The sequence below is a fragment of the Pseudomonas sp. GM74 genome (assembly GCF_000282455.1).
Taxonomy (GTDB): domain Bacteria; phylum Pseudomonadota; class Gammaproteobacteria; order Pseudomonadales; family Pseudomonadaceae; genus Aquipseudomonas.
The window spans coordinates 139,350-160,672 of the sequence record NZ_AKJG01000047.1 but is presented as its reverse complement, the minus strand read 5'-3'; the positions used below and the strand labels follow the sequence as shown (position 1 = coordinate 160,672).

The following is a 21,323-nucleotide window of genomic DNA, read 5'->3' as shown; positions in this document are numbered from 1 at the left end:
CGGGCGGCGTTCCGACGAAGGCTGACTCAAGACCGCAACGAATCTTGAGCTTCAAGCATCAAGCCAGTGCGCACCGATCAAAAAACCGCTCCCGCCCCAACGCCATCAAGGCCGCGCGCTTGTGCGGGAAGTCGAACTCTTTCTCGCAGTGAAAGCGCTGCTCCTGCATGTACCCGATCATCTTCGCGTTATCGGCACGGGGCTCGGCAACCACGCGCTGGGTGCGCGGATCATCGAGAAACAGGTAATGCACCAGCGCCGATAACCAGCTCGCCACCTTGTGCGGACCGCGGTGATTTTCTTCGCCCACCAGCATGTGAATGCCACGGTCGTAATCGCCGGCCTCATAGAAGGGTGCAATGCGATCTTCCCTGGCCCAGTAGGCTTCGAAATAAGCGAAGGGCTGATCGTCGAAACAACCGATCAGCGTCAGTGTGTGCGGATCGGCTTCGAGTTTGCTCAGGTATTGGCGATGCTGTTCGAGGCTGCCCTCCTCCTGCCAGAAACTCGCGACACGCGGGCTGTTCTGCCAACGGTTGAAGCGCACCAGGTCTTGCTCGATGTCCAGCGTGCGCAGGGAAACCCGGGCGCCCAGCCGCGCATCGAAGCGTCGATACACTTCACCACGAGGCTTGACCGGCCGCCGTGGATGACGCTTGCCATCAGTAATGAGCATTTGCTGCGGGTAGCTGCCGGTCAGGGAATGCCCCAGCCACGGCTGCGACAACTGCCAGAACACAGTGCGCTCGCAGTGATACTGGCCACTGACGGGAGTCGGAATCAGCAGACCGCTGGACACGGCTTCGGTCGGTACCTCTTGCAGTTGCCAGATCAGACGCTGACAGTCGGGGTCGCGAGCGAACAGCCAGTAACAGGCCGCCCACAATGCCTGCCCTTCAAGGCGACTGAAACGCTCCTCCAGTTGCACGCGCAACTCCGGGCCACGACTGAGCCGCAGGGCGGGCAACGGTTGCCCTTCCAGGCTGAGGCTCAGGCGGCAATCGGTTTCATCGGCGGCAAGACGACTGCCTGTCGGCAGGCACAGGGCAGTCAGGTCATTCAGATTGGACATGGGTCGGGCTCACGATAATCGTCGACAGTTCAACGAGGTGACGTGAGCCACGGCGGGAAATTTAGGCAAAGACCATCATTTGGCGGCTTGTGGCGCCGGTTCGTTGCGCGGGACCGGCACCAGCGCAATCTTGTACGGCTCGAAAATCTTCAACATCTGGCCGTTGTCCCGCAAGCCTTGCAACAACTTGCCGAAGGCCTCGCCGCTGATGGGGGCGGTCGGACGCAGAATTGCGTAGTGGTGATAGACCTGATCGATGCGATCGGACGCCAACAACTCCTTGGCGACATTCGGATTGCGCAAAAAATAGTCGTTCAGGTAAGAGCGCGTGACCAGGGCAATGTCGGCCCGGTCGCGTAATACCATCAGCAGATTGCTGTCATGAGAATAGGTCAGTGTGGCGTTGTAGTTTTTCGCGAGGTACAGAGGGTCGGCATTGAAGTTGGCGAATTCGTAGTGATAGCCGCTGAACAGGGCCAGACGCTTGCCTTTCAGGTCGGCAAAATAGCTTTGCTGTCGATCGGGCAGGCGTTGCGCGACAAAAATCTCGGCGTCCTCCAGCCCCATGTCGACGGCCGTGTGGGGGATCTCCTCCCAACCCCAGGCGGGATTTTCGAAGATGGCCATGTCGACCCGGTCCTGCTTGAAGTCACCGAAGCGCCGGGGAATGGAAGTGGGCACCAGGACAAACTGGTAGTCAGTTTGCGATGCATTCAGGGCCTCGACCAGTTGCGGCAGCAACCCGGTATCGGCCCCGGATTCCGGGCGCACGGTGTAGGGCGGAAAGTGCGCGGCACCAATACGCACCAGTTGCGCAGCCTGGGACGGCATCATCGTTGACGCCGCAAGCATCGACAGCAACAGCCGCGAGGCTGTCCGAATTGGCAAACCCATCAAAACGCCCCCACTCCCCAATAAAACGGTACCAATGCATTTAAGCTAGGCGGTTTCGTCCAGTTAGCCAGTTTAATGTAGGCCAATACAAGCTTATTGCCGGTCTTCCAGCACCAGAATCAACGCCTCATCGGCCAACTGATCGAGGCTCATGCTGCCGCCGGCGCGAAACCAGGTGGTGGTCCAGGACAATGCGCCGGTCAGGAAGCGGCGGGTGATGAACACATCGCCACGGATAAACCCGGCGCTCTTGGCTTCACCCAGCACTTGCAGCCAGATGTCTTCGTAGATGTCCCGCAACGCCAGGACCTTGGCCTGACCCTCTTCGGACAGCGAGCGCCATTCGTAGACCAGCACGGCCATGGCCTCGCCGCTGCCGCCCATGATCGACTGCAATTCACACCGGATCAGCGCCAGCACCTGCTCGCGTACATTGCCGGCCTCGGCGATGGCCGCACGCATCAACGCGGTGTTGTAGAGAATGGTCTCCTCCATCACCGCCCGCAGGATTTCGTCCTTGCTCTTGAAGTGATGGAAAATGCTTCCCGACTGAATGCCCACGGCGCCGGCCAGGTCGCGCACGGTCGTACGTTCATAACCTTTATTGCGGAACAGGTGGGCCGCCACTTGCAGCAGCTTGCCACGGGCGCTGTCCGGGTCGGTCAGTTGGCCATCGTCGACCAATTGGCGCATCACCCTCAGGGCTTTTTGCTCGTCCACCCGTTCTCTCCTACAGTCGTTCAATCAATAACGCAGATCCCCCCGAAAACAGCGGGGTTGCGCGGGCAATTTAAGCGCATGGATGCAACCAAGCAAGCGCTTGGGCAGAAGATAATCAAGCCATTTACAAACCAAGCGCTTGCTTGGTAATGTCGATGAACTTCGGTTGGAGGTGGTTATGGAATGGACTGCGCCTAAAACAATTCGCATCGGTTGCGCCAGTGCCTTCTGGGGCGATACCTCGACCGCTGCCGCGCAACTGGTCGAACACGGGCATCTGGACTATCTGGTCTTCGATTACCTGGCCGAAATCACCCTGTCGATCATGGCCGGCGCGCGGATGAAAGATCCCCAGGCCGGCTATGCGGGCGACTTCATCGAAGTGCTCGCGCCCTTGCTGCCGCATCTCGCGCAGCAGAACATCCGGGTCATCAGCAATGCCGGCGGGGTCAATCCCCAAGCCTGCGCCGCCGCCCTGCAAGCGGCCTGCGACAAGGCCGGGGTGGCGCTGAAGATCGCCGTGCTGCTGGGTGACGACCTGCAACCGCAATTCAAACAGCTGCGCAACCTGGGCATTCATGAAATGTTCAGTGGCGCGCCCCTGCCATCGATGTGTGTCTCGACCAACGCCTATCTCGGTGTACCCGGCATCGTCGAAGCCCTGCGCCTGGGGGCGGACATCGTGATCACCGGGCGCGTGGTCGACAGTGCGGTGGTCAGCGCCGCGCTGGTGCATGAGTTCGGCTGGTCGTGGCACGACTACGACAAGCTCGCCCAGGCGGCACTGGCCGGGCACATCATCGAATGCGGCGCCCAGTGCACGGGCGGCAACTTTACCGACTGGCGCGACGTGCCCGACTACGAACACATCGGTTTTCCCATCGTCGAAGTCAGCGCCGACAGCCAGTTCATCGTCAGCAAACCGGAAGGTACGGGTGGGCTGGTCACGCCACTGACGGTGGGCGAACAGATGCTGTATGAAATCGGCGACCCACGTGCCTACCTGCTGCCCGACGTGGTGTGCGATTTCACTCAGGTCAAACTGCTGCAACAAGGCAAGAACGCGGTGCAGGTGCATGGCGCCAAAGGCCTGCCGCCGACCGCGCAATACAAGGTCAGCGCCACGTACCCCGATGGTTTCCGCTGCACCGCCAGTTGCCTGATCGCCGGCATCGATGCCGTCGACAAGGCGCGGCGGGTCGGTGATGCGATCATCAACAAGACCTCGGAAATGTTCCGCCTGCGCGGCTGGGCGCCCTACAGCGACGTGAGTATCGAGTTGCTGGGCAGCGAGGCCACCTATGGCCCCCACGGCCAGCGTCAGGACAGTCGCGAAGTGGTGATCAAACTCGCGGTGCGCCATCCGGACAAGCAGGCGTTGATCGTGTTCTCCCGGGAAATCGCCCAAGCCGCCACCGGCATGGCGCCGGGGCTGACCGGCATTGTCGGTGGCCGGCCAACGGTGTATCCGCTGATCCGGCTGTTCTCGTTCCTGATCGACAAAACCGCCTGCACGCTGGACATTGATTTCATGGGCCAGCGCCACCCGTGTGCCCTGCCCGCCCTCGATGTGCTTGACCCGCTGGACCTGCCAGCCACGCTCACGCCACCGAAACCGCTTGGCCTGGCCGACGCCAGCGTGGCCCTGGTCAAACTGGCGGTCGCCCGCTCGGGCGACAAGGGCAACCACAGCAACATCGGCGTCATGGCCCGCGTGCCGGAATTCCTGCCATGGATTGCAGAAGCCTTGACCCCGGAAGTGATCGTCGACTGGATGGGCCACGTCCTCGATCCAGTCCACGGGCGAGTCGAGCGCTGGTACTTGCCCGCCAGCCACAGCCTGAATTTCCTGCTGGAGAACGCCCTCGGCGGCGGCGGTGTCGCCAGCCTGCGCATCGATCCGCAAGGCAAGGCCTTCGCCCAGCAACTGCTGGAAATCCAGATCCCGGTGCCGCAGCGCATCGCCGACCAGTTCAACTAGAGGATTGCCGCCATGGCCTACGATTCGATTTTCAAAGCCGATTTGTTTGCCGGCCAAAACATCATCGTCACCGGTGGCGGTAGTGGCATCGGCCGCTGCACCGCCCACGAACTGGCGGCCCTCGGCGCCCATGTGCTGCTGGTCGGGCGCAAGGCCGACAAGCTGAAAAACGTTGCGGCGGAGATCGCCGACGACGGCGGCAAGGCCGACTGGGCGGTTTGCGACATCCGCGAGGAGGAATCGGTGCAGCACCTGGTCAGCGAACTGATCCGCAAGCATGGTCCCATTCACGGTCTGGTCAACAACGCTGGCGGGCAGTACCCGTCGCCTTTGGCCTCGATCAATCAGAAGGGTTTCGAAACCGTGATGCGCACCAATCTGGTGGGCGGTTTCCTGATGGCCCGGGAAGTGTTCAACCAGTCCATGAGCCAGCATGGCGGCGCCATCGTCAACATGCTCGCCGACATGTGGGGCGGCATGCCCGGCATGGGCCACTCCGGCGCGGCACGTTCGGGCATGGACAATCTGACCAAGACCGCCGCGTACGAATGGGGTCATGCCGGGGTGCGGGTCAACGCCGTGGCCCCGGGGTGGATAGCCTCCAGCGGCATGGACACCTACGAAGGCGCCTTCAAGGCCGTGATCCCGACCCTGCGCGAACATGTGCCGCTCAAGCGCATCGGCACCGAATCGGAGGTCAGCGCGGCGATTGTTTTCCTGCTCAGCCCGGCAGCGGCGTTCGTCAGCGGCAGCACCTTGCGCATCGACGGCGCCGCCAGCCTCGGCGGCCGCGCCTGGCCGATCCACAAAGCGACCAACAGCGAGTCGTACAACGGTTTCCACCGCGCCTACATACCCGACGTATTGAAGGACAAGGAATAACCCATGCCGGTGATTCAGTCGCAACTCGATCCCCACAGCGAGCCGTTCGCCCAGAACCGTGCGGCGATGCTGAGCGCCATCGAGCAAGTTCGCGTGCTCGAGCAGAACCTGCTGAACAAGGCTGCCGAAGCCAGGCCGAAGTTCGAAAAACGCGGCCAGTTGCTGCCCCGGGAACGCCTCAACCTGCTGCTGGACCCTGGCGCGCCGTTTCTCGAACTGGCGAGCCTGGCCGGCTACAAGCTGCATGACGACAAGGATGGCAGCTGCGCCGGTGGCGGCTTGATTGCGGGCGTCGGCTATGTGTCCGGCGTGCGCGTGCTGGTGGTGGCGAACAACAGCGCGATCAGGGGCGGAACCATCTCCCCCAGCGGCTTGAAGAAATCCCTGCGCCTGCAACAGATCGCCATGGAAAACAAACTGCCGGTGATCACCCTTGCCGAAAGCGGCGGCGCCAACCTCAATTACGCGGCGGAAATTTTCGTCGAAGGCGCGCGCAGCTTTGCCAATCAGGCACGGATGTCGGCCATGGGGTTGCCGCAGGTCACCGTAGTGCACGGCTCTGCCACGGCGGGCGGTGCCTATCAGCCGGGGCTGTCGGATTACGTGGTGGTGGTGCGCGGCAAGGCCAAGCTGTTTCTCGCCGGCCCGCCACTGCTCAAGGCCGCCACCGGCGAAGTCGCCACCGATGAAGAACTGGGCGGTGCCGAGATGCACGCACAAACCGCCGGCACTGCCGAATACCTGGCTGAAAACGATGCCGACGGCGTGCGTCAGGTACGCGAGATCGTCAGCCTGTTGCCATGGAACGAGCAGTTGCCCCCACTACCCGAACGTCGCTGGGAGGAACCGCTCTACCCCATCGACGAACTGCTGGGGCTGATCCCGGATGATCCGAAAAAGCCCTATGACGTGCGCGAAATCATCGCCCGTATTGCCGACGCTTCGAACTTTCTTGAATTCAAGGGCGAGTTCGATCAGCAGACTGTGTGCGGTCATCTGAAAATTCAGGGCCGCGCCTGTGGTTTCATCGGCAACAACGGCCCGATCACGCCCAAAGGTGCGAGCAAGGCCGCCCAGTTCATCCAGCTGTGCGACCAGAGCCAGACGCCGCTGCTGTTTTTCCACAACACCACCGGGTTCATGGTCGGCACAGAATCGGAACAGCAAGGCGTGATCAAGCACGGCGCGAAGATGATTCAGGCGGTGGCCAACGCCCGGGTGCCGAAGCTGACCATCGTCGTCGGTGGCTCCTACGGCGCGGGAAACTATGCAATGTGCGGTCGCGGCCTCGACCCGCGATTCATCTTCGCCTGGCCCAACAGCCGCACCGCCGTGATGGGTGGCGCCCAAGCGGGCAAAGTGCTGCGCATCGTCACCGAGGCCAAACAGGCCAAGGACGGCCTGGTGCCCGATCCGAAAATGCTCGACATGCTCGAACAGGTCACCGCGCAGAAACTCGACAGCCAGTCCACGGCGCTCTACGGCAGCGCCAATCTGTGGGACGACGGTTTGATCGACCCGCGCGATACCCGGACCTTGCTCGGTTATCTGCTGGATATCTGTCACGAGGCCCAGGTGCGGCCATTGCAAGCCAACAGTTTTGGCGTAGCCCGGCTCTAGGCCGGCTCAAGGAGAACAATAAAAATGATCTTCACCCAGGAACACGAAGCACTGCGCCGCACCGTTCGCCAGTTCGTCGAGCACGAGATCAACCCCCACGTCGAGGAATGGGAAAAGGCCGGACGCTTCCCCATCCACGAAATCTTCCGCAAGGCCGGTGACCTCGGATTGCTGGGTATTTCCAAACCGGAAAAATTCGGCGGCATGGGGCTCGACTACAGCTATTCGATCGTCGCCGCCGAAGAGTTCGGCACCATTCATTGCGGCGGCATTCCGATGTCCATCGGCGTGCAGACCGACATGTGCACGCCTGCGCTGGCACGGTTCGGCTCCGATGAGCTGCGCGAGGAATTCCTGCGCCCGGCCATCAGCGGCGAGCAGGTCGGCTGCATCGGTGTCTCCGAAGTCGGCGCAGGCTCTGATGTCGCCGGGCTGAAAACCACGGCGCGCAAAGACGGCGACGACTACGTGATCAACGGCAGCAAGATGTGGATCACCAACTCGCCCAGCGCCGACTTCATCTGCCTGTTGGCCAACACCTCGGACGACAAGCCGCACATCAATAAATCGCTGATCATGGTGCCGATGAACACGCCTGGTATCAGCCTGAGCTCCCACCTGGACAAGCTCGGCATGCGCAGTTCGGAAACCGCCCAGGTGTTTTTCGACAACGTACGCGTGCCGCAGCGCAACCGCATCGGCCATGAAGGCGCGGGGTTCATGATGCAGATGCTGCAGTTCCAGGAGGAACGCCTGTTCGGCGCGGCCAACATGATCAAGGGCCTGGAGTACTGCGTCGACAGCACCATCGAATACTGCAAGGAGCGCAAAACCTTCGGCAACGCACTGATCGACAATCAGGTGATCCACTTCCGTCTGGCTGAGCTGCAAACCGAAATCGAATGCCTGCGGGCGCTGGTCTATCAGGCCACCGAGCAATACATCAAAGGCCAGGACGTCACGCGCCTGGCCTCCATGGCCAAGCTCAAGGCCGGGCGGCTGGGCCGCGAAGTCAGTGATAGCTGCCTGCAATACTGGGGCGGTATGGGCTTCATGTGGGACAACCCGGTGGCCCGGGCTTACCGCGATGTACGGCTGGTGTCGATCGGCGGTGGCGCCGACGAAATCATGCTGGGGATCATCTGCAAACTCATGGGTATTCTGCCGGGGAAAAAGAAATGAACAACCTGCCGGTTTGCCAGACCTTGCTGCTGGAGCTGCACAACGGCGTGTTGCACATCACCCTCAACCGCCCGGAATGCCGTAACGCGATGAGCCTGCAGATGGTTTCCGAGTTGCGCGCTGTGCTGGCTGCGGTAAGCGATAAACCCGGGGTTCGCGCACTGGTGATCGGCGGCGTCGGCGGGCACTTCTGTGCCGGTGGCGACATCAAAGACATGGCCAACGCCCGCGCTCAAGGCTCGACTGCGCACCGGGATCTGAACCGGGTGTTCGGCGCGCTGTTGCAAGAGGTGCAACACGCACCGCAAGTGGTGATCACGGTGCTGCAGGGTGCGGTGCTCGGCGGAGGTCTCGGTCTGGCCTGCGTCAGCGATATCGCCCTGGCCGATCACCAGGCGCAATTCGGCCTGCCGGAAACCAGCCTCGGCCTGTTGCCGGCGCAGATCGCGCCGTTCGTGGTGCAGCGCATCGGCTTGACCCAGGCCCGGCGCCTGGCCCTGACGGCGGCGCGTTTCGATGGTACCCAGGCGCGGCGCATGGGGCTGGTGCATTTTGTCGAGCACGATCCGCAGGCCCTGGCCGAACGCCTCGATGAGGTGTTGGCCCATGTGTTGTGCTGCGCGCCGGGGGCGAATGCGGCGACCAAGAAACTCTTGCTGGCCAGTGCCGGACAACCGTCGGATGCCCTGCTGGATCAGACTGCCGAATGGTTCAGCGAAGCGGTGACCGGAGCAGAAGGCGTCGAGGGAACGATGGCCTTCGTGCAAAAACGCAAACCGGGCTGGGCCATTTAAAAGCTCCGCTGGCAAGCCAGCTCCCACACTGGAATGCATTTCAAATGTGGGAGCGGGCTTGCTCGCGAAGAGGCCCGAACAAACACCGCAAAATCCAGAGAGCCAACCCATGCCCGGACTCAAGAAAATCCTCATCGCCAACCGCGGTGAAATCGCCTGCCGCATCCAGCGCACGGCCCAGGCGCTGGGCTATCGCACGGTCGCCGTGTTCAGCGATGCCGACACCGATGCGCTGCACGTGCGGATGGCCGACGAGGCGGTCAAGCTCGGCCCGGCCCCGGTGCAACAGTCTTACCTGAATATCCCGGCCATCCTCGACGCAGCCCGGCGCACAGGCGCGGATGCGATCCATCCGGGCTACGGCTTCCTCTCGGAAAACGCCGGGTTTGCCCTCGCGTGCAGGGATGCCGGCATCACCTTCATCGGCCCCAGCCCCGAGGCCATCGAACTGATGGGCAGCAAGCGCCTGTCGAAGATCGCCATGATCGAAGCCGGTGTGCCGTGCATCAACGGCTATCAAGGCGCCGGGCAGGACGACGCCACCCTGAGCCGCGAGGCCGAGCGCATCGGCTATCCATTGATGATCAAGGCCAGCGCCGGCGGCGGTGGACGCGGCATGCGCCTGGTGCACGACGCCAGCGACTTGCTGGAACAGATTCGCACCGCGCGCTCCGAAGCCCTGAACGGTTTTGGCAGCGGCGAACTGATTCTCGAACAGGCACTGGTCGAACCCCGTCACGTCGAGATCCAGTTGTTCGGTGACCGGCATGGCAACCTGATTTACCTCGGCGAACGCGATTGCTCGGTGCAGCGCCGGCATCAGAAAGTCATCGAGGAAGCGCCCTGCCCGGTGATGACCGCCGAGCTGCGCCAGGCCATGGGCGAAGCGGCGCTCAAGGCCGGGCGAGCGGTGAAGTACGTCGGCGCGGGCACCGTGGAGTTTTTGCTGGATGCGCGCGGGCAGTTCTATTTCCTGGAGATGAACACCCGGCTGCAAGTGGAGCACCCGGTGACCGAACTGATCACCGGGCTGGACCTGGTGGCCTGGCAACTGAACATTGCAGAAGGGCAACCGCTGCCCTTGCGCCAGGATCAGGTGCAACTCACCGGCCATGCCATGGAAGTGCGCCTGTATGCCGAAGACCCGGCCCAGGGTTTCCTGCCGCAAACAGGGCGCGTCGTGGCCTGGGAGCCGGCATTGCAGGACGGCGTACGGATCGACCACGGCCTGATCGAAGGCCAGCTCATCAGTCCTTTCTACGACCCGATGCTCGGCAAGCTCATCGCCCACGGCGCCACCCGCGAAGAAGCCAGGCGCAAATTGCTGCGGGCGGTACAAGACAGCGTGCTGCTGGGGCTGCAAAGCAATCAACGCCTGCTTGCCAGCCTGCTGGAACACCCGCAGTTCGCCAGCGGTGATTTCAGCACCGGCTTCATCCCGCAGCATTTCGCCGACCACCCCTGCATGCATCGTGAACCCCCTGGTGCGCACCACTTGGCCATCGCCGCCGCCCTGTTTTATCAGGCGGCGGCACAGGCTCATCCGGCCCCTCTTGCCGGTTGGCGCAACAATGCCAGCGTGCCGCTGCACTATCGCATCGGCCTTGAGGATCAGGACTGGCCGGTGGCGTTGCAGGCGATCCCGGGCGAGCCGTTGCGCATTCAGGTCGCCGGGCGCAGCCTCGAACTGAAGATCATCCACAGCGACGGACGTCGGGCCACCCTGGAAATCGAAGGCGTTCGCCAACGCCACGCCTATCGCCTGGAGGCCGGGCGTCTCTGGTTGTTTACCCGACCGGGCAGCCTGCAGTTCGTGGATCGTACTCAGGCGCAGGTTACCGGCCAGGCCAGCGTCAGCTCCGGCACCCTCAAGGCCCCGATGGACGGGGCGATTGTCGACGTCCTGGTCAATGAAGGCAGCCAGGTGACCAAGGGCCAACTGCTGGTGGTGCTGGAGGCGATGAAAATGGAGCACCCATTGAAATCGGGCGTCGACGGTGTTCTCAAACGCTTGCAAGTCAAAGTCGGGGATCAAGTGAAAAACCGGCAGATTCTTTTGGAGGTCGAATAAGCCGCTAGGCGGAACTGTCGGGTTTGGCTACGCTCAAACCCTACAGGACGCGGATACCAGGAACCCTGCAATGCCTCATTGGCTGGTCATTGATCTGGAGGCCACCACCGATGAAGGGGGTTGGCCCGTAACGGATATGGAAATCATCGAAATCGGCGCCACTCTGGTAGACCGCAAGGGACGCGAACTGGACCACTTCCAGCGCTTCGTCCGCCCTGTGCGGCGGCCGTTACTGACGCCGTTTTGCCGCGAGCTGACGCACATCACCCAAGCCAACATCGATGCCGCGCAACCGCTGGGCGAAGTCTGGCCGGCGTTTGAACGCTGGCTCGGCCAACACCACACGCGACTGGAAGGCTGGGTCAGTTGGGGCGATTACGATCGCAAACAACTGCTTCAGGAATGGCAGCGCCTGGAACTCGCCAGCGTGCTGGCCAACGTGCCGCACATGAACCTCAAGCAGCGCTTTGCCAAGGCCAGGCGCCTGGAACGCCCGCTGGGGCTCAACGGCGCCCTGCAACTGGCCGGCCTGCAGTTCACCGGCCAGCAACACCGGGCGCTGGAAGATGCGCGCAATACCGCACGCCTGCTGCCGCTGGTTCTTCCGCTTTAGACAGGTGACGACTCCCGGGGCCTTGTGCATACTGGCCGGCCCTTTTTAGCCCTTTTCGAGGAATCGCCCATGTTTAAAGTCAACGAGTACTTCGACGGCACCGTCAAGTCGATCGCCTTTGGCACCGCAGAAGGTCCAGCGACCATCGGCGTCATGGCTCCGGGCGAGTACGAATTCGGCACCAGCCAGCGTGAAATCATGCACGTGGTCAGCGGTGCACTGACCGTCAAGCTGCCAGACAGCAGCGACTGGGAAACCTTCGCCGCCGGCAGCCAGTTCAACGTGCCGGCCAACAGCAAGTTCCAGCTGAAAGTCGCCGTCGACACCGCTTACCTGTGCGAATACCGCGGCTAAACCCGCCGGACTTCACCGCAATAAAAAATGCCCGTGTTTTTCGACACGGGCATTTTTTTCTGCGCAACGTTACTCGAGGATCTCCACCGGCATGCCGACTTCGAGTCGACCGTAGCCGTCGTTGACCAGGTTCTGGCCGAACATTGCACCGTCCGCCTGGGAGCGGTATTTCTGCAAGGTGGCCAGGGGTTCGCGGTCTTCGCTGCGCTCCCCGGTCTGCGGGTCGATGGTGGTCAGGATACAGCGTGAACAGGACTTGACCACGCGGAACTCGACCTCGCCGATACGGATACGCTTCCAGCCGTCCTCGGCGAACGCTGCACTGCCTTCGATCACCAGGTTCGGCCGGAAACGCAGCATCTCCAACGGACGCCCGACCCGTTGCGACAAGTCCTCGAGGGAAGCCTGGCCAATCAGCAACAGCGGATAGCCATCGGCGAACGCCACCTGGTCGTCATCCTTGCCATAGCCGGCCTCCGTCATCCGCGCCCGATCCAGCGGCACTTGCACCAGACGTGTCGGTTTGCCGATGAACCGACTGACCCAGGCCCCCGCTTCATCGCCTGCATCGGGGACTCGCAAGGTATCGCGCCAGATCGTCACGCCACGCAGTTGTGCATCGTTGCCGGGCAAGGCTATGTCGATCGGCGAATGGCCAGGCGCGCTGAGAGTCAAGCCACCCTCGGCATTCCAGAGCGCCGACAACTGGCTCATCTGCGCCACCGCACGCTGGGTCAGGAAACGACCGCTGGCTTCATCCACCAGCATCCAGCGGCGATCGCCGTCCAGCCCGAGTTTATCGAGACCGCTCTGTTGCAGCGTCTCGCCCTTGGCGGACTTCAACGGATAACGATACAGCGCGCTCAGACGCAACATGGCCAGCTCCCTGTCAGGCAAAACGCTACCCTATACGAGCTTGATGATCGAATCAAAGACTGACGATCAGACACCGTAAACCCTGTGGGAGCGGGCTTGCTCGCTCCCACAGGTTATGCAGACCCGCTCAGGCCGGTACTTCGTCAAGCATCAGGCGCTGGCGCACCACGTCGACGAGTTTGTCCGGCTGAAACTTTGAGAGGAAATTGTCGCAGCCGACCTTTTTGACCATCGAGTCGTTGAAGCTGCCGGACAGCGAGGTGTGCAGCACCACGTACAAACCGCGCAGGCGCGGGTCGTTGCGAATCTCGGTGGTCAGGCGATAACCATCCATTTCCGGCATTTCCGCATCGGTGAAGACCATCAGCAGTTTTTCGGTCATGTCCACGCCGGTATCGGCCCAGGCCTTGAGCATGTTCAAGGCCTTCAACCCATCGCTGGCGATGTGCATCTTCACGCCCAGTTGCCCAAGGGTATCGCGCAATTGCGCCAGGGCCACGTTGGAGTCGTCCACCAGTAGCACCTCACGGCCACGGGCCCGCTCCAGCACCGGATCTTCGAGCTTGTCGCGGGAGACCTTGGCGTTGTACGGGACGATTTCGGCCAGGACCTTTTCGACGTCGATGATTTCCACCAGTTGGTCATCGACCTTGCTGATGGCTGTCAAGTAGTGCTGGCGGCCGGCGCTGCTCGGGGGCGGCAGGATGGCTTCCCAGTTCATGTTGACGATCCGGTCCACGCCACCGACCAGGAAAGCCTGAACCGAACGGTTGTATTCGGTGACGATAATCGTGCTGCCAGGCCCCGGCACCAACGGGCGCATGCCAATGGCCTGGGACAGATCGATCACTGGCAGGGTCTGGCCACGCAGGTTGACCACGCCGCACACAAAGGGATGGCGCTGTGGCATCAGTGTCAACTTTGGCAGTTGCAGGACTTCCTGTACTTTAAAGACGTTGATCGCGAACAATTGCCGTCCGGCGAGCCGGAACATGAGAATTTCCAGGCGATTCTCACCCACCAGTTGCGTGCGTTGGTCTACCGTGTCGAGAATGCCGGCCATCAATGACTCCAGGTCTTGTTCGGATGAATTCACTTAAGGAAGGTTATCGGCTGTTTTTGCCGAAGCTTGACCCTCTCTAAAATGCCACGCCCGGCCATTGATGTCACATTAACATCATGCTTTACTGGCGCCGTGATTACATCTGCTGCACTTCTACGCCACGCGACCCTGGTTCTCGCGAAAGGTTCCCCTGCGTAAGGGATTCCCCTACCAACAATCAGGTGCAACCTGATATTCGCAATATCCAATAGCCATTAATGTGACGCCATTCTCATTGCATGAACGGAGTCAGGCTTTTGTGTGCGATCGCAAGTCAGTGGCCAACCACCTTCTCGTGTTCCCCAGCCTGCTTCCGGGCCAGCCGCAGTCGGTTGACCCGACGACTCGGCAATGCCGGGGTTCCGACCGCCCTCGTCGACACACACGATATCCCCTCATTTGACATGACGTTGTGGAGATAAGTATGCCGAACGACCAAAAAGAGTGGGCCCAGCGGCTCCCGGAGTTTCTTGTCGAGGCTGAAAAACTCCTGGCTAAAACCGAGGAATGCCTGAGTCATCTGCAGCTGATCCGCAATGACAAGGACGCCATCGACTGCATGCTCAGCACATTGCTCAAGCTGGCCAACAAGGCCGATACCCTGGCGTTGGCGGCCGTGTCTGAATTCTCTCTGCATATTCATGGCCTGCTCAATCACGCTCAGAACACCATGAGCCTGCACGACGAGGCGCTCAGTGCCCTGAAAGACTGCCTGACCCTGATTGCCTGGCAACTCGAACTCATCGACCAGACCACCGGACAACTCAGTCTCGACGACAGCGAGCAGGCCACCCTGATAGAAGCCTTTGCCTTCCAGGTAGGGCAAAGCCGGTTTCAACCACCGGTCAACGCCAGGCCTTTCACCCTCGTCTCCTATTCGGAGCGACAGGCCTGAACTTGTCAAAGCATGCCGCATGGCATGTTCCGCTAATCAATACCGCGCTATAACTTGAGTGCGCACATGTCGCAAATGAATATTTCATAGCTAAAAGCGACATTTTTTTAACAACCACTCTTGCCCATCGACAATTGCGCACCTGCCTTGACCCGGGTATTCCCTGATATCAACAAAACCCGGGGTAATCGGCATTTTGCGACGGCAACAACCAACTTGTTCCATTATGGAATCATCGTCCAGACGACTGGACTCCTGACTTTTCGGACATATATACGGACGCGACCAACGGTATCTTAAGTGCTACTATGCCGCCTGTTAGTTGACGCCAATTAATGGCAGTGTGAATTGCAGCCGGATACAGTTCGCTGCAGTTCGCAGCTGAACTCGTCGGCGCTCCACATAAAAAAAAGGGGCCTGTCAGCCAGCATGACCGGTCAGCCCGCAGCGAACATCCATTGGCTCCATCCGCTATGCACGCCAGCCTCAAGTCAATCGCCAAGTGGCCACCCTCCCGGGAAAATGCACGCACATTTACGCTGTCGCTATGCGCCTGCTCGACCCTCGGCAGTCTACTGGCCTATGGCTTGTCCATGCCGTTGCCCCTGTCTTTGCTGGTGCTCAACGTTGCGACGCTGACCAGTGTTGCCGTGCAGTACTGCCTCTCGCGCAAATCGATCAAATTCCAGCCCCAGGAACTGGCCGACCGACTGTTGCAGGTCCAGGAAAACGAGCGTCACCGATTGAGCCGCGAACTGCATGACGACATCGGTCAATTGCTGACCGCCGCCAAACTGCAAAGTGACTGGCTCAAACGCCGGATGCCCGAAGAGCTCCAGGGACAATGCGCGGTCCTCTGCGACACGCTGGAAGAAACCCTGGCCAAGGTTCGTGACGTATCCGCCATTCTCAATCCCCGGCAGTTGACCAGCCTTGGGCTGGAAGCCAGTCTGCGGGCGCACCTGCTCAAGACCCTGGCCAACACCCCGGTGCACTGGAGTCTGGAATGCCAGCAGCGCCTGACCGGCATACCGGAGGAAATGGCCGTGGCAGCTTTCCGTATCACCCAGGAAGCGGTCACCAACATCCTGCGACATGCCCAGGCCAAGAACCTGCTAGTGTGCCTGCAGCGCCTGCCCCAAGGCCTGAAGTTGCAGATCAGCGACGATGGTCAGGGCTTCGCCCCCGCAACAGACCCCGGTCGTGAAGGGCAGCGCGGAATGGCCGGGATGTCGGAACGGATCGATCAACTGGGCGGCACACTGACCGTGACCAGCGAGCCGGGCAAAGGCACTCAAATCGAAGCTCTTTTTCCCTGGGCGCCCCGTGCGCTCGAACGGGCCAGTTCGAATAAGGTTATGCATTGACTTGTAATTTACTACTGGTGGATGACCACTCGCTGATCAGGGCTGGCGTGCGCGCCCTGGTAATGGATCTGCCCGGCTATGCCGTCATCGGTGAGGCCAGTGACGGCTCGCAGCTGCTCGAAATGGTCGGCCATCTGTCCCCGGATATTGTCCTGCTGGATATTTCGATGCGCCAGACCGGCGGCCTCGAAGCCCTGCAGCAGCTGAAGCGGGTGCGCCCGCAGAGCAAGGTGCTGATCCTCTCGATGCACACCGACCCGGCCCTGATCATGCAGGCGCTGGAGTCCGGAGCCCATGGCTACCTGCTCAAGGACACCACGGCGACTGAACTCGAACACGCACTGGAGGCCTTGCGCAACAACGAGCGCTATCTGAGCCCGGCCATTGCCCATACAGTGATCAACCAGGCGCTGACCCGAAACCAGAAGCACCAAGCCGAACCCGCCGACTCGCACAACCTGACGGCACGTCAGCTGGAAATCCTGCGGTTGATCGTTCGCGGAAAATCCACCCGAGAGATCGCCAACGGCCTGGGGCTGAGCGTCAAGACCGTCGAAACTCACCGCTCGCAGGTCATGAAGCGCTTGCAGATCTACGATGTGGCAGGCCTCGTGCTATTTGCCGTGCGTGAACAAATCATCAGCCTCGATGACTAGGTACTTCGCTGGCCCGTAACAGCGGCGAACCCTCGGGCAGATGCACGAGTAACGCCGCCGGGCGCACCGAGAAACGCAGGTTGTCCCCTTCCAGCGGTTCACCATCAAGGTTGATGTAAAGCCCTTCCGAAACCTTGATCTCGACCCAGGGCAGGCGCGCCCGGACAAACATGCTGTCGATGCCAAAACCTTCGGTCAGCAGGTTTTTCAAGGTCCCGACCACCTCCTGCGGTGCCGGCAGGATGCTGACATCCAGCAAACCGTCATCAACCAGTGCCTGCGGGCACAACGCCCGCCCACCGCCAGCCTGCCGGCCATTGCCGATGCCCAGTGCCAGCAGGTCGCCACTCCAGTGAAAATCCGGCCCCTGCAATTCACCGTAGGCGGTATGCAGCTCATTGAAGCGTGAGAGGCCAGTGAACAGGTACGCCGCACCGCCGAGGATTTTCTTCAGATCCTCCGGCGTGTTCGCCGTGACATGACTGCCGAACCCACCGGTCGCCATGTTCAGGAATATCTGCCCGTCGACCTCCCCCAGATCAATGGCGGTCGGCACGCGATCAAGCAGCTCCAGCGCCTGATCTGGCTCCAGGGGCACACCCGCCGCACGCGCAAAATCATTGGCGGTACCTAGCGGCATCAATACCAGGCTGGCCTTTTCTGGATGCTCGCCCATGGCTTCGGCAATATCGCGCAAGGTGCCATCGCCACCACCGGCAATGATGTATCGATACCCGGCCGCCAGCGCTTCGCCCACCAGCCTCTGCGCATCGCCGGCTTCCCAGGTCAACCGAACAGCCAGTTCCCAACCTCGCTCACGCCGGTTTTCGACGGCGGTGCGAACCGCTTCGTTGAGTGCTTGCTTGCCATGCAGAATCAATAGCGCCTTGCGATCGCTCATCACTTCACTCCCCGTTTGAACGGCATCTGGGATGATGTTGACCGCGAAGGCTCCGATAAAAGTCGCGAGAAATCGAATTATTTGCAGCCGAAAGGTCTTGGCCCTCACACAACAGGACTTTTCTTACAAAACATGAGGAATCGGCTCAATTGACCGGAAATCTGAATTGATAGATTTTTGGGTGCCAGCTGGATATCACAAGGACGTGCCATGCAATGCCAAAACCTCGCGTCACCGGCCATTTCGGTCTTGCCGCTCACAGACAATAAAAATGCAGGCCATCGAGCTGAATGCCGCAACAGCACAAAAGCCACGGGAGAAGTTGATATGGAACCTCGCGTCACCGAGCTGGAAACACACCTCAAGTGCATACGCAGGGACATGGAAGAAGCCCGGGATGACGTCAAATCCATCAAGCACCGGCTTGTCTATTCCGCCTGCGGAACAGCCGTGATCCTCGGCCTCCTTGGCTGGATCGCCAATAGCCGTTTCGAGCAGGTCATTTCATTGCTTCTGGCGCATTGAATGGCCAACCACGCAAGACCCGGTTCAATCAACCGGGTCTTGCGTGACAAAGCCGCTGAAGCTATCAGCCCAGGACTTCGCTCAGCGGAATGAAGAAAACGCTATCGCCCTGAACCAGCGTGCGACCTTCCAGGACCTCTACCAGTCCATCAGCCCAGGCAGCGCTGCGCAACACACCGGAACTCTGGTTTTTGTAGATCGTCGCCCTGCCGTTTTCCAGCCGTCCGCGCAAATACTCACGCCGATTGCCAGGCTGGAGCCAGTCAAACCCCGCCGGCACCTGCACCTTCAGCGGCTCTACGTCTTGCACACCCTGACGGCGCAGGAGATAGGGCCGGGTCAACAAGGCAAATGTCACGAGAGTCGATGCCGGATTGCCCGGCAAGCCGATCACCGGCACACCGCGAAAATGTCCGAACGTCAGCGGTTTACCGGGTTTGATGGCGAGTTTCCACAGCGTCAGTTCGCCTTCTTCGCGCAAGGCGATGCCCAGAAAATCGGCTTCCCCCACCGATACGCCACCGGTCGAGAGGATCAGGTCGACATCCTTCAACTCACCCAATCGGGAGCGAGTGGTTTCCAGATTGTCCGGAAGAATCCCCGCGTCGACGACCTCACACCCCAAACGTTGCAACCAGCTGCACAACAACACCCGGTTGCTGTTGTAGATCTGCCCTGGCCCCAGCGTCTGCCCTGGCTCAATCAACTCGTCGCCGGTAGACAGCACCGCCACGCGCACCTTGCGAACCACCTCCAGCTCAGCGCATCCCAAGGAGGCAGCCAATCCTTGCTCGATCGGCCCCAGCCGCGTACCTGCCGGCAGAATCAACTCGCCGACGGTGGTTTCCTGGCCTTGTGGGCGAATGTTCTGGCCTTGGGTCAAGGTTTGAGTGAAACGTACTCGCTCATCGGCCAGAACCTCGGCGTTTTCCTGCATCTCGACGCAATCGGCACCGGCGGGAACAGGCGCCCCGGTGAATATGCGTGCACAGGTTCCCGGCTGCAACGGATCGGGGGCCTGACCGGCAAAGACCTTCTGACTGACCCGCAACGGCTCTCCCGCCCAGTCAGCCACGCGCAAGGCATAACCGTCCATGGCGCTGTTGGGCCAGGGCGGCAGATCGAGCGTCGACACCAGATCTTCAGCCAGCACACGCCCTTGTACCTGCGCCAACGGCAAGCGCTCACGCTCGACAATCCTCGAGGTCTCGGCCATTTCCAGCAAGCGCGCCAACGCCTGCTCGACAGGCATCAGGCTGCCGGACTTGCCAGGCTTACCCACGGGATTCACAAGGCGCGGCCTGTTTCAAATGGGGCACGAAATTGCACGGTCGATGCCGCGAATCCAGCTGTTCGGCCAGTATGCCGTTCCAAGCGGTGCGCACGGCATTGGTCGAGCCCGGCAAGCAGCAAACCAGCGTGCCGTTGGCCAGACCGGCCAACGCCCGGGACTGAACGGTCGAGGTGCCGATATCGGCAACCGAGATCTGGCGGAACAGCTCACCAAATCCATCGACTTGTTTGTCCAGCAGGCAACCGACGGCTTCCGGCGTGCTGTCACGCCCGGTAAAACCGGTGCCGCCGGTGATCAGCACCACCTGCACGACATCGTCGGCAATCCAGTTGGCGACTTGCGCGCGAATTTTGTAGAGGTCATCTTTGAGCAACACCCGGGCGGCCAGATAATGACCGGCAGCGGTCAATCCGTCGACAAAGGCCTGACCTGAGGTGTCGGTTTCCAGTGTGCGGGTATCGCTGACCGTCAGCACTGCAATATTCAGCGGTGCGAAAGGTACATCAGCCTTGGCTTTCATAGGCTCGTCCAGTTGTAGGAGAAACAGCCCGGTGTTATATCACAGCGCTCCGTTTTTTCGCCGCCCCCATGGAGGCCTGCCATGACCACGAATTCACAATTGCCACCCTGCTCCATTCTGCTCCTGGCGGGCGGCCGCGGCCAACGCATGGGGGGACGGGACAAAGGGTTGCTGGACTGGCGCGGCGAACCGCTGATTGCTCACTTGCATCGCAAGACCCGCCCGCTGACCGATGACCTGATCATCTCCTGCAATCGAAACCTTGAGAAGTACGCCCCCTACGCCGACCAGTTGGTCCACGATGATGAAGGTGACTTCCCCGGGCCGCTGGCCGGTATTCGCGCAGGCCTGAAAGCTGCTCGCCATAGCCATCTGCTGGTCATGCCGTGTGACGTTCCGGGCATCGATGCCGCGCTGATCGGCACTATGCGCGAGGCCGCCAACCTGCATCCGGACAAGCCCTTGATGGTGCGGCATGATGACCACTGGGAGCCGTTGTTGTGTGTGATTCCCGTGCTACACAGGGCAGCATTTGAGAATGCCTGGAGCGAGGGTGAGCGCAGCCCTGGCCGGTTGATGCGCAAGCTCGGCGCGACCGCGCTGCAATGCCCGGACAACGACCCTCGGCTGGCAAATCTCAACACGCCGGAACTTTTAAGCGGTCATGACACTGTGTCAGACTGATATTGATCAGGAACTTGCGTGGACGGTGCACGTCTCAAGTTCAGCAACCAAAGAATTCTTTTTCGGAGACACAACTCATGACTCAACGGACCCTCGCCACTTTCATGCTCGCACTGGGCCTTGCCACCCTCGCCGGTTGCGCATCGCCTACGGTGATCACCTTGAATGACGGTCGAGAAATCCAGGCCGTCGACACGCCACAGTTCGACAAGGATTCCGGTTTCTACGAATTCGAACAGCTCGACGGCAAACAGACCCGCATCAACAAAGACCAGGTTCGGACCGTCAAGGAGCTGTAATCCTTTACTCGCCGGATATGG

Annotated in this window: 22 protein-coding genes; 14 read left to right on the top strand and 8 right to left on the bottom strand. The window is 60.9% G+C overall.

From position 1 onward, the window contains the following. Positions 1–58: 58 nt before the first annotated feature. The 3 genes from PMI34_RS16865 to PMI34_RS16875 all read right to left on the bottom strand — a co-directional run bounded on the left by PMI34_RS16865 (position 59) and on the right by PMI34_RS16875 (position 2,686). Positions 59–1,072 (bottom strand): GNAT family N-acetyltransferase, encoded by a 1,014-nt coding sequence (locus tag PMI34_RS16865; RefSeq protein ID WP_008049132.1) that lies wholly within the window; start codon positions 1,070–1,072, stop codon positions 59–61. Positions 1,073–1,147: 75 nt separating this feature from the next. Beyond that, positions 1,148–1,966: a substrate-binding periplasmic protein gene (locus PMI34_RS16870; protein WP_008049131.1), complete on the bottom strand. Its 819-nt coding sequence runs from the start codon at positions 1,964–1,966 to the stop codon at positions 1,148–1,150. A 93-nt stretch (positions 1,967–2,059) separates the two neighbouring features. Continuing rightward, a complete protein-coding gene (locus PMI34_RS16875; RefSeq protein ID WP_008049130.1) occupies positions 2,060–2,686 on the bottom strand; it encodes a TetR/AcrR family transcriptional regulator in 627 nt (208 codons plus the stop codon). Between the two features lie 178 nt (positions 2,687–2,864). On the opposite strand from PMI34_RS16875, the gene PMI34_RS16880 reads away from it, so the two are divergent. The 8 genes from PMI34_RS16880 (at position 2,865) to ppnP (ending at position 12,183) form a co-directional block, all read left to right on the top strand. Then, complete coding sequence (locus PMI34_RS16880; RefSeq protein ID WP_008049128.1) at positions 2,865–4,667, top strand: acyclic terpene utilization AtuA family protein; 1,803 nt, start codon at positions 2,865–2,867, stop codon at positions 4,665–4,667. Positions 4,668–4,679: 12 nt separating this feature from the next. Continuing rightward, positions 4,680–5,549, top strand: a complete 870-nt coding sequence (locus tag PMI34_RS16885) for an SDR family oxidoreductase (RefSeq protein ID WP_008049126.1) — start codon at positions 4,680–4,682, stop codon at positions 5,547–5,549. 3 nt (positions 5,550–5,552) lie between these two features. After that, positions 5,553–7,169, top strand: a complete 1,617-nt coding sequence (atuC, locus tag PMI34_RS16890) for a geranyl-CoA carboxylase subunit beta (protein WP_008049125.1) — start codon at positions 5,553–5,555, stop codon at positions 7,167–7,169. Positions 7,170–7,193: 24 nt separating this feature from the next. Continuing rightward, a complete protein-coding gene (gene atuD, locus PMI34_RS16895) occupies positions 7,194–8,351 on the top strand; it encodes a citronellyl-CoA dehydrogenase (RefSeq protein ID WP_008049124.1) in 1,158 nt (385 codons plus the stop codon). Further along, entirely contained in the window at positions 8,348–9,145 is a 798-nt protein-coding gene (locus PMI34_RS16900; protein ID WP_008049123.1) for an enoyl-CoA hydratase/isomerase family protein, read from the top strand. The genes atuD and PMI34_RS16900 overlap by 4 nt, the downstream gene beginning before the upstream one ends. A 109-nt stretch (positions 9,146–9,254) precedes the next feature. Next, entirely contained in the window at positions 9,255–11,216 is a 1,962-nt protein-coding gene (locus tag PMI34_RS16905; protein ID WP_008049122.1) for an acetyl/propionyl/methylcrotonyl-CoA carboxylase subunit alpha, read from the top strand. A gap of 70 nt (positions 11,217–11,286) precedes the next feature. Next, the gene (locus PMI34_RS16910; RefSeq protein WP_008049121.1) at positions 11,287–11,829 is read left to right on the top strand and encodes an exonuclease domain-containing protein; all 543 of its coding nucleotides are present in this window, start codon (positions 11,287–11,289) and stop codon (positions 11,827–11,829) included. 69 nt (positions 11,830–11,898) lie between these two features. Further along, positions 11,899–12,183: a pyrimidine/purine nucleoside phosphorylase gene (gene ppnP / locus PMI34_RS16915; RefSeq protein WP_007940055.1), complete on the top strand. Its 285-nt coding sequence runs from the start codon at positions 11,899–11,901 to the stop codon at positions 12,181–12,183. Between the two features lie 69 nt (positions 12,184–12,252). Here the strand turns inward: ppnP and PMI34_RS16920 are convergent, their stop codons facing one another. Together PMI34_RS16920 and PMI34_RS16925 are read right to left on the bottom strand one after the other, a co-directional pair. After that, positions 12,253–13,059, bottom strand: coding sequence for an MOSC domain-containing protein (locus tag PMI34_RS16920; protein WP_008049120.1), 807 nt, complete (start codon positions 13,057–13,059; stop codon positions 12,253–12,255). A gap of 127 nt (positions 13,060–13,186) precedes the next feature. After that, positions 13,187–14,122: a chemotaxis protein CheV gene (locus tag PMI34_RS16925; protein WP_007973464.1), complete on the bottom strand. Its 936-nt coding sequence runs from the start codon at positions 14,120–14,122 to the stop codon at positions 13,187–13,189. Between the two features lie 463 nt (positions 14,123–14,585). On the opposite strand from PMI34_RS16925, the gene PMI34_RS16930 reads away from it, so the two are divergent. The 3 genes from PMI34_RS16930 to PMI34_RS16940 all read left to right on the top strand — a co-directional run bounded on the left by PMI34_RS16930 (position 14,586) and on the right by PMI34_RS16940 (position 17,079). Continuing rightward, positions 14,586–15,056 carry a hypothetical protein gene (locus PMI34_RS16930; protein WP_008049119.1) on the top strand — a complete coding sequence of 157 codons (471 nt, stop codon included), beginning with the start codon at positions 14,586–14,588 and terminating at the stop codon, positions 15,054–15,056. Positions 15,057–15,529: 473 nt separating this feature from the next. Further along, positions 15,530–16,423, top strand: coding sequence for a sensor histidine kinase (locus tag PMI34_RS16935; protein ID WP_008049118.1), 894 nt, complete (start codon positions 15,530–15,532; stop codon positions 16,421–16,423). Further along, positions 16,420–17,079 (top strand): response regulator, encoded by a 660-nt coding sequence (locus PMI34_RS16940; protein ID WP_032829568.1) that lies wholly within the window; start codon positions 16,420–16,422, stop codon positions 17,077–17,079. Before PMI34_RS16935 ends, PMI34_RS16940 begins: the two co-directional genes overlap by 4 nt. Here the strand turns inward: PMI34_RS16940 and yegS are convergent. Then, a complete protein-coding gene (gene yegS, locus PMI34_RS16945) occupies positions 17,063–17,980 on the bottom strand; it encodes a lipid kinase YegS (RefSeq protein ID WP_008049116.1) in 918 nt (305 codons plus the stop codon). The genes PMI34_RS16940 and yegS overlap by 17 nt on opposite strands. Positions 17,981–18,190: 210 nt before the next feature. Between yegS and PMI34_RS29270 the strand changes: the two genes are divergently transcribed. Further along, positions 18,191–18,505 carry a hypothetical protein gene (locus PMI34_RS29270; RefSeq protein ID WP_238538779.1) on the top strand — a complete coding sequence of 105 codons (315 nt, stop codon included), beginning with the start codon at positions 18,191–18,193 and terminating at the stop codon, positions 18,503–18,505. Positions 18,506–18,569: 64 nt separating this feature from the next. Here PMI34_RS29270 and PMI34_RS16955 read toward each other — a convergent pair whose 3' ends face one another. After that, positions 18,570–19,757, bottom strand: a complete 1,188-nt coding sequence (locus tag PMI34_RS16955; protein WP_162130355.1) for a molybdopterin molybdotransferase MoeA — start codon at positions 19,755–19,757, stop codon at positions 18,570–18,572. 22 nt (positions 19,758–19,779) lie between these two features. After that, positions 19,780–20,319 (bottom strand): molybdenum cofactor biosynthesis protein B, encoded by a 540-nt coding sequence (gene moaB, locus PMI34_RS16960; RefSeq protein WP_008049112.1) that lies wholly within the window; start codon positions 20,317–20,319, stop codon positions 19,780–19,782. 81 nt (positions 20,320–20,400) lie between these two features. Here moaB and mobA point away from each other — a divergent pair, with 81 nt between their 5' ends. Both mobA and PMI34_RS16970 read left to right on the top strand, forming a co-directional pair. Continuing rightward, positions 20,401–21,003: a molybdenum cofactor guanylyltransferase MobA gene (mobA, locus tag PMI34_RS16965; RefSeq protein WP_008049111.1), complete on the top strand. Its 603-nt coding sequence runs from the start codon at positions 20,401–20,403 to the stop codon at positions 21,001–21,003. Positions 21,004–21,080: 77 nt separating this feature from the next. Further along, positions 21,081–21,302 (top strand): YgdI/YgdR family lipoprotein, encoded by a 222-nt coding sequence (locus PMI34_RS16970; RefSeq protein ID WP_007994800.1) that lies wholly within the window; start codon positions 21,081–21,083, stop codon positions 21,300–21,302. The last annotated feature ends 21 nt before the right edge of the window (positions 21,303–21,323 follow it).